We start from the raw sequence: 12,895 nt of genomic DNA, 5'->3' as shown, positions 1-12,895 counted from the left end.
CATGTGAGGAAATCTAGATTATGGAAATGACCAATGCACAGCGTTTGATCTTATCAAATCAATATAAAATCATGGCAAAGCTTGAGCCAGAAAGCGCTGCGCAATATGAGCGTCTGCAAATGATTGTTGAGCGTGGCTATGGCCTGCAAATGCGTGAACTAGACAAAAACTTTGGTAAACTCACTGAAAGCGAGTGCCGTAGTGTCATTGAGGTGATGGAAATGCATCATGCGATGCAAGAATCATACAAAATGCTTTCTGCTGCAGATCAAGCGAACATTGATGAGCGCCGCCTAGCCTTCTTAGGTTTTGATATTGCAACTGAACATCAAGCGGTTAACTATGTGCGCTTCTTAGTTGACAGTGAAGGCATGTATCCGCAGTTTGCTGATGAAACCCATTACTTCAACGCACAAGTTCCTATGACTGAAAAGTATAGCCGCATGTTAACAACATGGCGTCAATGCCCACGTCAATATCACTTATCTAGCACTGAGTTGGCACAAATTCTTGCCTCTTAAGTCAAAAGTATGAATTGATTGTATCTCACACTCATACCACAAAGTGATTTTAAGCCACCTTTTTATAGGTGGTTTTTTTATTTTTAATACCTTTGCGATCTGTCAAAAAATTGCGATCTATGTAATTAAGTCTCTCATTATCAATTAAAAATTTAGCAAAAGCTCAAAATCTGACTAATCTTAAATTGATAGGATGATTAAAAAACAAGCATCCCAAGTCAGATAAGGGGAAGACCATGAGCATTTTTGACCATTATCAATCCCGCTATGAAGCGGCGAAGCATGAAGAACTCTCATTACAAGAATTTCTACAGTTATGCAAACAAGATAAAAGCGCTTATGCCAATGCAGCTGAGCGCCTTCTCATGGCAATTGGCGAACCTGAAATTATCGATACGGCGCAAGATCCACGTTTAAGTCGTATTTTTTCAAACCGTGTTATTGCCCGTTACAAACCTTTTGAGCATTTTTATGGCATGGAAGAAGCGATTGAGCAAATCGTCTCTTACCTCAAACATGCTGCGCAAGGCCTTGAAGAGCGCAAACAAATTCTATACTTACTTGGTCCTGTTGGGGGGGGTAAATCCTCACTGGCTGAAAAGCTCAAAGCCTTAATGCAACAAATGCCGATTTATGTGCTGAGCGCCAATGGCGTGATAAGCCCAGTTAATGATCATCCTTTCTCTTTGTTTGATTTAGAAGAAGATGGTGAACTGCTTGCTAATGAATATGGCATTAACCCACGTTATCTACACACCATTATGTCACCCTGGGCAGCCAAACGCCTGCATGAATTTGGCGGCGATATTACTAAATTTAAAGTCGTCAAAGTGCGTCCATCAATTCTAGAGCAGCGTGCGATTGCCAAAACCGAGCCGGGTGATGAAAATAACCAAGATATTTCCTCATTGGTGGGTAAAGTCGATATTCGCCAACTCGAACACTTCTCGCAAGATGATCCAGATGCTTACAGCTATTCTGGCGCACTTTGCCGTGCCAACCAAGGCTTGATGGAGTTTGTGGAGATGTTTAAAGCGCCGATTAAGGTGCTCCACCCTCTGTTAACTGCCACCCAAGAAGGCAACTACAACGGTACTGAAGGGCTTTCTGCGTTGCCTTTTGATGGTATGATTTTAGCCCACTCAAATGAATCTGAATGGCTGACATTTAGAAATAACAAAAACAACGAAGCCTTTTTAGATAGGGTGTATATTGTAAAAGTCCCCTATTGCTTGCGTGTTTCTGAAGAAATCAAAATCTATCAAAAACTTTTGGCAAACTCTGAGCTTTCCAAAGTGCCATGCGCGCCAAGTACGCTGGATACACTTGCCCAATTTAGTATTTTGTCACGCTTAAAAGATCCTGAAAACTCCTCCATCTACTCAAAAATGCGCGTCTATGATGGCGAAACGTTAAAAGATACGGATCCAAAAGCCAAAAGCTATCAAGAATATCGTGACTATGCTGGCGTTGATGAAGGTATGTCCGGCCTTTCGACCCGTTTTGCATTTAAAATCCTATCGCGCGTGTTTAACTTTGATCAAACTGAAGTTGCCGCCAACCCTGTCCATCTTTTCTATGTGATTGAAAAACAAATCGAGCGTGAGCAATTCCCACAAGATGTGGCGGAGCGTTATTTAGAACATTTAAAAGGTTATTTAGTGCCTAAGTATGTTGATTTTATTGGCAAAGAAATTCAAACCGCTTATCTCGAGTCTTACTCTGAGTACGGTCAAAATATCTTTGATCGCTATGTCACCTACGCGGATTTTTGGATTCAAGATCAAGAATATCGCGATCCTGAAACGGGGCAACTCTTTGATCGCAGCGCATTAAATGATGAGCTTGAGAAAATAGAGAAAACCGCAGGGATCAGCAATCCAAAAGATTTTCGTAATGAAATCGTTAACTTTGTCTTACGCGCTCGCGCGAATAACAAAGGCCATAACCCTGTCTGGACCAGTTATGAAAAACTTCGCACTGTGATTGAGAAGAAAATGTTCTCCAATACTGAGGAGCTATTACCTGTCATTTCCTTTAGCGCCAAAACATCTTTGGATGAGCAGAAAAAACACGAGGATTTTGTCGAACGCATGATGGAGAAAGGCTACACCAAGAAACAAGTGCGTTTGCTCGCTGAGTGGTACTTGCGTGTTCGCAAATCGAGCTAATCAATAAGCTGAAGCAAACTGATTAAAGCTGATTAAATGGGCAATGATGGAATAAAGTTTAAAAGTATATGGATGTACTTTTTAAAGCGTGCATGGATGCTTTAAGCGTCTTTATGGAATCATGCCCATTTTAGCTGCGACTTCACTTTAGCTAAGCGAAGCGCTTTCACTAATCAATAGCTTCACAGTGACGAGTTTTTGGGGGAAAGTTGTATGGCTCAAATAATAGACCGCCGTCTCAATGGCAAAAATAAAAGTACCGTCAATCGCCAACGCTTCTTACGACGCTACAAAGATCAAATCAAGGAATCGATTAATCATGCGGCAAATAAACGCTCCATCACTAATACAGATGCGGGCGAAGATGTCAGTATTCCTGTGCGCGATATCGAAGAGCCCGTCTTTCATCAAGGCAAAGGCGGTAAACGCACCCAAGTGCACCCTGGTAACGACCAATTTGTTCCGGGCGATAAAATCGAGCGCCCACCTGCTGGCGGACAAGGTCAAGGCAGTGGTGAAGGTGACGCCAGTCCTGATGGTGAGGGCCAAGATGATTTTATTTTTCAAATTACCAAGGATGAATATCTCGAAATTCTCTTTGAAGATCTAGCCCTGCCAAATATGAACAAGCGCCAAGCGCAAAAAGTCAAAGAATGGAAAACCCACCGCGCTGGTTATCAAACCGCAGGCATGCCTTCTAACATCGCGATTGTGCGCAGTTTGCAGCAATCGCTTGCCCGTCGCATGTCGATGACAGCGTCCAAACGCCGTCGTCTGCGTGAGCTTGAAGAAGAGTTAGACCAGATAAGCTTTCATGATTTAGAGCAGCTTAAAGTCAAAGGGATCCAAGAAGAAATTGAAGCGCTACGAGCGCAAATTGCTGCTGTGCCTTTTATTGACAGCTTTGATTTACGTTATAAAAACTATGAACGTCGCCCTGTGCCATCGAGCCAAGCCGTGATGTTTTGCTTGATGGATGTTTCTGGATCTATGGATCAAGCGACCAAAGATATTGCCAAACGCTTTTATCTATTGTTATACCTTTTCTTGAGTCGCCGTTATGAAAATGTCGATGTGGTCTTTATTCGTCATCACACACAAGCCAAAGAAGTCGATGAGCATGAGTTCTTTTACTCCCAAGAAACCGGTGGCACCATTGTCTCTAGCGCCCTCACCTTGATGGATGAGATTATTAAGGAAAGATATCCGCTCAATGCATGGAACATTTATGCTGCGCAAGCCTCTGATGGTGACAACTGGGCGGATGATTCCCCACGCTGTAAAAAAATTCTTGAAGAGTCAATTCTCCCTGCATGTCAGCATTATGCGTATATAGAAATTACCAAGCGCTCGCACCAGTCGCTGTGGCATGAGTACACCCAACTTGAATCTAGGTTTAAGCATTTTGCCTTGCGACACCTGCAAAGTGCGGACGAAATTGTTCCCACCTTCCGCTCTTTATTTAGCGCAGCGCAACATGAAGGAGAAGTGGCATGATTATTCAAACTACCGCCGACAAGCTTGATAACCATTGGCCACTCCCTACAGGGCCAGAGTGGACCTTTGATTTGATTGAGCAATATCATCAAGAGATCAAGCGTGTTGCGCAGATTTATAAGCTCGATACTTATCCCAATCAAATTGAGCTGATTACTTCTGAGCAAATGATGGATGCTTATTCCAGTATAGGGATGCCCATCAATTATCATCATTGGTCTTTTGGTAAGAAGTTTATCCAGACTGAGCGTAATTATAAACATGGGCATATGGGGCTTGCCTATGAAATCGTAATTAACTCTAATCCATGTATCGCTTATTTAATGGAAGAAAACACCATTACCATGCAAGCTTTGGTGATTGCGCACGCTTGCTATGGGCACAACTCATTTTTCAAAGGTAATTATTTATTCCAAACTTGGACGGATGCGAGCTCAATTATTGATTATCTTCTTTTTGCGCGCCAATACATCACCAAGTGCGAAGAAAAATATGGCGTGGATGCGGTCGAAAAAATCCTCGATTCTTGTCATGCCTTGATGAATTATGGCGTGGATCGCTATAAACGCCCTGAAAAGATCTCCATTATTGAAGAAAAAGCACGCCAAGAAGCGCGCGAGGCGTACCTGCAATCACAAGTCAATGAGCTTTGGAAAACATTGCCTAAGCATCATGATGAGAAGAAGAAATCTAGCCAACGCTTCCCACCTGAGCCTGAAGAAAATCTACTCTATTTTATCGAGAAGAACGCCCCGCTGCTTGAGCCTTGGCAGCGTGAAATTGTACGCATTGTACGCAAAGTCAGTCAATATTTTTACCCTCAAAAACAAACTCAGGTGATGAATGAGGGTTGGGCGACCTTTTGGCACTATACCATTTTAAACCATTTATACGATGAAGGTGTGGTGGCTGATAAGTTCATGCTTGAGTTTTTACACAGTCATACCAACGTGGTAATGCAGCCAACCTATAACAGCCCTTATTATTCAGGAATAAACCCTTATGCGCTTGGGTTTGCCATGTTTAGTGATATTCGTAGAATTTGCGAGAAACCTACTGATGAAGATAGACATTGGTTCCCTGACTTAGCTGGCTCTGATTGGCTTGAGGCGGTGCACTTTGCGATGCAAAACTTCAAAGATGAGAGTTTTATTAGCCAATATTTATCACCAAAGCTTATTCGAGATTTTAAGTTTTTTAGCGTGCTCGATGATGACCTGCAAAACTATATTCAAATTGATGCAATACATAATGAATCTGGTTATCAAGCGGTGCGCGAAACCTTAGCTGCGCAATATAATTTGAGTAATTTAGAGCCGAATATTCAAGTCTTTGATGTGGATTTGCGCGGCGATCGTTCACTCACCTTGCAATATATTCCGCAAAATCGTATTCCGCTTGCGCCAAGCTATAAGCAAGTGATGAAGCACTTACACAGGCTTTGGGGGTTTGAAGTAAAACTTGATGAGCTTAAAGAGTCAGGCTTAACGCAACGTTTGGCGACCTGCCCTGAATTGAAGAATGAGGGGTACTGATAACTCAGCGTGTTATTGAGAAGTTGTCACTCGAGGCTGAGAGTTGGTTATGCTGATAGCATAGAGCAAAGATTATTTGTACAGGGATGTACAAATCAGAGCGTGCATGGATGCCTTAAGCGTCTTTGCGGCATGCTACAGCATAAGCAACTAGGCACTTATCATAAAGAAAATGCGTTGCTTATGCTGATTTAAATATTGAAACTAACCTAAAATTTGACGTACTACTTCCAAATCTTCCGGTGTATCCACACCCGCAGCCGGCGCTTCAAGTGCAAGGGCCACATGGATTTTCTCACCATGCCACAGCACACGTAACTGCTCTAAAGATTCAATCTTCTCAATCGGACTTGGCGCCCAATTAATATAAGTTTGAATAAAACCCGCGCGATACGCGTAAATGCCAATATGACGCCACAAAGCTTGCTTCATCTCAACTTGCTTCGCATCTTGTGCGCCTTGGGCGAAACTCGCAAACGCATCACGATCCCAAGGAATCGTTGCACGGCTAAAATAAAGTGCATGCCCTGTTTTATCTGCAATCACTTTCACTGCATTCGGATTAAAGGCTTCTTCTTTATCATGAATTTCAACCGCAAGGGTTGCCATCGGCGCTTGGCTTTGGGCGAGATTTTGCGCAACTTGCTCAATAATGCTTGCAGGAATAAGCGGCTCATCACCTTGCACGTTTACAATGATCTCATCATCAGATAAACCAAGTAATTCAACGACTTCCGCTAAACGCTCAGTACCAGATTCATGATCAGCGCGCGTCATGCAAACCTTGCCACCAAAGTCCTGCACTACTTTTTCAATTCGCGGGTCATCGGTTGCCACAATCACTTGGCTTGCGCTCGTCTGCATGGCTTTTTCATAGACCCATTGGATCATAGGTTTGCCAGCAATATCAGCCAATGGTTTGCCAGGCAAACGTGAGGATTGATAGCGCGCGGGGATCACAACTGTAAAGCTCATTAGCGACCCTCGTCCATCGACATTTTACGCGCTTCCACTTCAAGCATCACAGGAATGCCTGCTTTAATTGGATAAGCCAGACGATCAAACTTACAAATAAGCTCTTGATTTTCTTTATCTAAAGCTAGCTTTCCCTTGCATACAGGGCAAGCCACGATTTCAAGCAGACGGTGATCCATAGTCTTTTATAACCTCTTGTATTTTTTCAATAATTTGTTGTTGCGATGCGCTATTAATCTGAGCACTAACGGGTAAATACCACCAATTAGATTGAGCAAACCCTTGGCATTTGACCGCATCTTTTTCTGTCATAATTAGATTTTGCGGCGCATGAGTGAGCACTTTTAACGCATCAATATCAAAAGCTTGATGATCGGCAAAAGGATGTGTCGCTACTAAGTTAGCATCCAGAGCTGTTAAGGTATCAAAAAAGCGTGGCGGATGCCCAATGCCAGCCATCGCCACCAATTCGCCCAACTCGGACACTTGACGACGCTCACCTGTCATAAGATTAACGGCGAGATCTGGCGCAAGGCTTAAGCTTATTTCCCCAACTTGCGCAATGCCGCCATTGGTGATCAAAAAATCGACCTCTTGCAAACGCTGTGTTGACTCGCGCAGCGGGCCGAGTGGCAGTGTATGACCATTGCCAAAACGGCGTTTACCATCAATCACAATCAATTCAATATCGCGTTGCAGGGCATAATGTTGCAAGCCATCGTCTGTGATAACGATATCAACGTCCATGCTTTCCAAAACTTGCACCGCTTGGCTACGATTTGGGTCAACCACCACATCTGCGCCAGTGCGCTTAAAAATAAGCAGTGGCTCATCACCGGATTGATTGGCGCTTGTTATTTGCGTTACCGTTAAAGGGTATTGCGCCTTGCCGCCATAACCACGCGACACAACGCCCACCTTGTAGCCTAACGCTTGTAGCGCTTCGACAAGAAAAATCACCACAGGGGTCTTACCATTGCCGCCTACACTAATATTGCCCACGACAACAATCGGCACACTTGCGCGATAGCTTGGCTTTTTTCCGCTTTGATAAGCACGACGGCGTTTTTGCGCAATCGCATCAAACAAACGACTCAAAGGCCAGAGGGTAATCAACGCAAGCTTATGCCCTAACTTGCCAAGCCAAGTATTTGGCTGCTTAAACCACAAGGATTCAATCATAAGACTTAGCTATTAAATTGAATTTTATGTAGTTGGGCGTAGGCACCATTGAGCGCCAATAACTCACTATGTGTACCGCGTTCAACAATTTCACCTTCGTCAACCACTAAGATTTGATCGGCGCTTTCAATCGTGGATAAACGGTGCGCAATCACAATGGCAGTTTTATTTTTCTGCAATTCATCCAGCGCAGCTTGAATCGCACGTTCAGATTCAGTATCTAGCGCTGATGTTGCTTCATCCAAAATTAAAATTGGTGCATCACGCAGTAATGCACGCGCAATCGCTAAACGCTGACGTTGACCACCAGATAGATTGACACCATTTTCGCCAATAACCGTGTCATACCCTTGTGGCATTTTTTCAATAAATTCATGAGCATAAGCAAGCTTGGCAGCGTGTTCAATTTGTTCACGGCTATACTTATCGGTTGCCGCATAAGCGATGTTATTGGCTACCGTATCATTAAATAAGTGTACATTTTGCGAAACCAATGCAAAGTGAGAGCGTAAGTTCGACAAGGTAAAGTCACGGATCTCATGTCCATCGACAAAGATTTCACCACTATCCACATCATAGAAACGCGTGAATAGGTTCGCTATTGTACTCTTGCCCGAGCCCGAACGCCCAACGAGTGCAATGGTTTTGCCTTCTGGTAAATCAAAACTAATGTTGCGCAATGCCGGCGCTTCTTTAGTCGGATACGTGAAGGTCACATTTTTGACTTCAACATTGCCTTTGACTTTATCTGTTTCAAAAGTGCCCGTGTCTTTCTCACCTTCCATTTCCATCAAACCATATAAGGTTTGCGTTGCGGCCATACCTTTTTGGAAGTCAGAAGTCACACTAGTCAATGACTTTAAAGGACGCATCATGGCAAACATAGCGGAGAAAATTACAGAGAATGTCCCCGGAGTGAGATCCGCTTTAATCGACTCAAAACTTGCTAAGAACAAAATCACAAATAAAGCAAGTGATGCAATAAGCTGCACAGCAGGGTTGGCTATCGCCTGCGCAGTCACCATTTTCATTGAATGCTGGCGAATTTTATTACTGACTTTATCAAAGCGTTTAGATTCAACCTCTTGACCGCCATAGCTGAGCACAACTTTATGTCCTTTTAACATTTGCTCGGCAGAAGATGAAACCCCACCCATCATATTTTGGATATTTTTACTAATCGCGCGAAAACGCTTGGAAACAAATCCAATGGCCCAAGCCACCACAGGCCCAATCACTAGCAGCACAAGTGATAGCTCCCAGCTATTCCAAAACATCAAAACCAACAGGCCAATAATATATGCGCCTTCACGTACCAAGCTCACTAATGCCTTACTGGTTGCAGAGGCAACTTCTTGTGAATCATAAGTGATCCGCGAAAGCAGCGCACCAGTAGATTGCTGATCAAAAAAGCTCACTGGCATCTGCATAAAGTGGTTAAACATTTTGCGACGCATCTGCATCACCACATTACCAGAGACCCAACTCAAGCAATAGGTAGAAACAAAGCTGGTCACGCCACGTAATAAGATAAGCCCTAAAATCAAGAAAGGTAAGGTACGCAGGAAATTAGACTCAGCATTACCAAAGCCTTCATCAAGTAAAGGTTTAAGCAAGGAAACTAGATAGGTATCAGTCGTTGCGTTAATAACAAGGGCAACCACAGCGACAACTAAGCCTTTTTTATAGCGGCTAATCAGCGGCCAAAGTTTTTTAAAGGTTTGATAAGTTGTCTCGTCTCTTTCTGTTGTCATAAATAATTTCTATATTTTAATCAATAGTATCGCTCATTCTACCTTGCTTCGAAGCATCTGCCTATACCAAGGTGAGAATTCGCCTTTACGCTCGCTTTTTATTTGTACAACACCTTGGCTGATTTGCAAGCGGATTTGCCCAGAATTTGCAGTATCAAGCCAAGTCGCCCCTTGGGCAAGATAATTTTGCTTCACCACTTTGCTTGGTAAGTTCCAACGGTTGAAATAACGATACGATGCGAGTGCATAACGTGGACTAAGCGCCTCGACAAAGGCTTCGCGTGATGAGGTTTTACTTCCATGATGCGGCACCACGACAATATCAACATCCAATTTGGCTTTCGATGTTTGCCTAAGAATCAAATATTCAGCGACAGCCTCGATATCGCCTGTTAGCAATGCACTTGTCTTGCCATCATCAATACGAATGACACATGAATGCGGGTTATAGCTTCGGTGGGCAAGCTGATTTGGCCATAAGACTTCAAAACGTAAACCATGCCAATGCCAAGTATCCCCTTGCTGACAGGTTAAAATATTGCTCGCTTGCCAACTGCCTCGCACTGTGGCTTGTGGATAAGCACGACGCATGTCCTCAAGCCCCCCTGCATGATCTTTATCTTGATGCGATATCAATATGCCATCAAGGCGAGCAGCTTTATCTTTGAGTACAGGCAACACCACTGATTGTGCCATGCTATGATAGCTATCTGCGTCGATTTGCCACGCATCTCCTGTATCATATAAAAGCCAATGCCCTTGCTTACCAATTAACACAGCCAAACCATGCCCCACATCAAGAACTTCAATTTGCCAAGCATCAGGGGGATCTTTCTCAACATTCACAACAATGATAATTAAAACTGCCAACCAGACATATTGATAAGCTCTTAAAAAGAAATATATAAACCACAAGCACGGCAAAACAAACCAGATATCCAGCGATATAGCAAGCCAAGTGCCAGTTTCATGCCAAAAGTTTTGTGCGTAAGCAGAAGCGAAATCTAAAGGATATAAACTTAGATTTGCGATATTCCAAATAAATTGGCTCACTGCAGAAGAGAAAAATAACGTACTCAATCCGCCTAAAAAGATAAGCGGCACCGTAATCACACTCACCCAAGGCAATAGGACTAAGTTAACAATAGGTGCCGAGAGACTAACTCCTTGAAATAAGGTCTGTGATAGCCAACTCATTGCTAACGAAATGAAAACTTGATACCAAATCAGTTGGCGTAATTTCGCCTGCCAGTTATGGCCTTTACAAAACAATGGCATACTTTGATGGGCTAGATATAAATAGAAAACAGCGCCAAAAGAAAGCCAAAATCCAGATTGCAGCATAGCAAAAGGTGAGATCAGATGGATAACCAGTGCTGCGATAGCCAAGACTTTCACCGGATGTACATGCATGCCTAATAAGCGGACACAACTAAACACGCAGCACATCGTCAAAGCGCGCTGAGTAGACAAGCTAAAACCAGCTAAATAAGCATAAGTAAATGCAAAAATTAAGCCGCAACTAAACATTAAATATGTCTGGATCGGCGCAATCGAATAAGCTTCTCGCTTTGTTTTATATAACCATAAGCGTAACCTTGCAGGAGCAAAGACCCCGACGCTTAAGATTTTTCCCACAAAGTAGCCGATACCAAATGCAAGCCCAATGTGCAGACCTGAAATCGCCATTAAATGCGCAAGGCCTGAACGCTGTAAGGCTTGCCATCTTTCATCTGAGATAAACTCACGTCGACCAAAACTAAGGGCTGCAAGTTCACCAAAATAAGTTTGATGTTCAATCAAGGGGCGAATTTCTTGCCATAGTTTTAAACGCAAACTATCTGATTGGTGAAGTTTTTGATTGTCATTTGAAGCGAGCACATTGCCCGCAATGATAATACCCTGGCTAAAGGCATAGGCTTCTTTATCAAAGCCCGCTTGATTTTTTTGCCCAAACACAGGACTTAGTTTGACTTTAAATTGCCATATCTCTCCAAGTTGAGGAGCTAAAAGAGTATTGAAGGGGCTTTTAGAAACATTCACTTGGGATTTATTTATATCATTTTCACTGTGCTTGTTTGAAATGAAGGTGGAGTCTGGCAAAAATAAGACTATTTTACCTTGCGCCCCAATAGGCAGTTTTTGCCCGCCAACATCACTCACACTTAGCTTGAGACTTCTGCCTTGTGGGTGATAGGAAACGAAACTTGCAACCTCGCCTGTCACACTAGTAATTTGATCTGATTGGGTAAAAATCTGTTTTGTGGAAATAAAACTATTTGCTTGTACTAAAACAATGCAAATCCCCCAAAACAATGCTCTTATTTGCTTGGCTTTTTGGGTGAAATAGCAGTACAATAATCCAACAAGGCAAATTATTAGCCATGGATTTAAAGCAGGCATGCTAGGCCAATATAAACTTGCGCCAAAAATAAATAAAACTAGCCATATATTGAATTGAATTTTAATGCGAGCCCCCTTTTACTATGCCAAAGAAACTTATACAGCGCTTTATGCCAAATCCGGAAAAAATCCGCCAACAAAAGTCGCTCAAGATCTTTGGTAACCTGCTGTATAATCCCAACCTTTGGTGTTTAAATCGTCGTTCTGCTGCGGGCGCATTTGCGGTCGGCTTATTTATTTGCTTTATTCCGCTTCCTAGTCAAATGTTACTCGCTGCGGCGGCGGCAATTGCTTGTGGCGTAAACCTGCCACTGTCTATTGCATTGGTTTGGATTTCAAACCCAATTACCATGCCGTTTATGTTTTATTTTGCATACAAGATTGGCGCCTTTATTTTAGGTACACCTGAATACCATTTTCACTTTGAACTCACTTGGCAGTTCTTACAAAACCAACTTGGGCATATTGGCCCACCACTTTTATTAGGTTGCTTAGTTTGTGCTAGCATCTGCGCAGTGGTTGGTTATTTTGGGATTAATGGCTTATGGCGTTACTCTGTCGCGCGCAGTTGGCAACAACGCAAACTTAGATTTGGTCAAAAACTGGCTCTACGCAAAAAAAAAGTCAACTGCGAACAAATCCAGACCGTTAAAGAACAAGCACAAATCATGAAAGAAAAAATCATGCCTGCGTCGCTAAAGCAAAGTGAACGACCAGAAACAAAGCTTGCCACCAAGAAACGAGTCGCTTAAAAGCTCAAATTCCAATATTTACCCCAGACATAAAAAATGCTATTGCCTTATCCAATTGAATATATAAGCAATAGCATTTTTTGTTTTATTAGGCTGTCTTAGTTC

The 12,895-nt window shown here is 42.9% G+C and carries 9 protein-coding genes and 1 pseudogene; 5 read left to right on the top strand and 5 right to left on the bottom strand.

The features are described 5' to 3' along the window. Positions 1-20: 20 nt before the first annotated feature. From AC2VOY_RS00135 to AC2VOY_RS00120, 4 genes are all read left to right on the top strand, one after another. A complete protein-coding gene (locus AC2VOY_RS00135) occupies positions 21-521 on the top strand; it encodes a YfbU family protein (protein ID WP_491831528.1) in 501 nt (166 codons plus the stop codon). A 236-nt stretch (positions 522-757) separates the two neighbouring features. After that, positions 758-2,692, top strand: a complete 1,935-nt coding sequence (locus AC2VOY_RS00130) for a PrkA family serine protein kinase (protein WP_491831527.1) — start codon at positions 758-760, stop codon at positions 2,690-2,692. Between the two features lie 213 nt (positions 2,693-2,905). Further along, positions 2,906-4,189, top strand: coding sequence for a YeaH/YhbH family protein (locus AC2VOY_RS00125; protein WP_491831526.1), 1,284 nt, complete (start codon positions 2,906-2,908; stop codon positions 4,187-4,189). Beyond that, positions 4,186-5,724 (top strand): SpoVR family protein, encoded by a 1,539-nt coding sequence (locus AC2VOY_RS00120; RefSeq protein WP_491831525.1) that lies wholly within the window; start codon positions 4,186-4,188, stop codon positions 5,722-5,724. Before AC2VOY_RS00125 ends, AC2VOY_RS00120 begins: the two co-directional genes overlap by 4 nt. Positions 5,725-5,928: 204 nt before the next feature. Here the strand turns inward: AC2VOY_RS00120 and kdsB are convergent, their stop codons facing one another. The 5 genes from kdsB to AC2VOY_RS00095 are packed head-to-tail and all read right to left on the bottom strand — an operon-like array spanning position 5,929 to position 12,038. Beyond that, positions 5,929-6,699, bottom strand: a complete 771-nt coding sequence (gene kdsB / locus AC2VOY_RS00115; RefSeq protein WP_491831524.1) for a 3-deoxy-manno-octulosonate cytidylyltransferase — start codon at positions 6,697-6,699, stop codon at positions 5,929-5,931. Beyond that, entirely contained in the window at positions 6,699-6,878 is a 180-nt protein-coding gene (locus tag AC2VOY_RS00110; RefSeq protein WP_491831523.1) for a Trm112 family protein, read from the bottom strand. The genes kdsB and AC2VOY_RS00110 overlap by 1 nt, the downstream gene beginning before the upstream one ends. Continuing rightward, positions 6,859-7,881 carry a tetraacyldisaccharide 4'-kinase gene (gene lpxK, locus AC2VOY_RS00105; protein ID WP_491831522.1) on the bottom strand — a complete coding sequence of 341 codons (1,023 nt, stop codon included), beginning with the start codon at positions 7,879-7,881 and terminating at the stop codon, positions 6,859-6,861. Before lpxK ends, AC2VOY_RS00110 begins: the two co-directional genes overlap by 20 nt. A 5-nt stretch (positions 7,882-7,886) precedes the next feature. After that, complete coding sequence (gene msbA, locus AC2VOY_RS00100) at positions 7,887-9,635, bottom strand: lipid A ABC transporter ATP-binding protein/permease MsbA (protein WP_491831521.1); 1,749 nt, start codon at positions 9,633-9,635, stop codon at positions 7,887-7,889. Positions 9,636-9,668: 33 nt separating this feature from the next. Further along, positions 9,669-12,038: a DNA internalization-related competence protein ComEC/Rec2 gene (locus tag AC2VOY_RS00095; protein ID WP_491831519.1), complete on the bottom strand. Its 2,370-nt coding sequence runs from the start codon at positions 12,036-12,038 to the stop codon at positions 9,669-9,671. 83 nt (positions 12,039-12,121) lie between these two features. Here AC2VOY_RS00095 and AC2VOY_RS00090 point away from each other — a divergent pair. After that, positions 12,122-12,631, top strand: a pseudogene (locus AC2VOY_RS00090) (DUF2062 domain-containing protein); the annotation flags it as partial. Between the last annotated feature and the right edge of the window lie 264 nt (positions 12,632-12,895).

The organism is Vibrio sp. KMM 9700, assembly GCF_058545285.1.
This window is presented reverse-complemented; position numbering and strand designations above follow the sequence as displayed.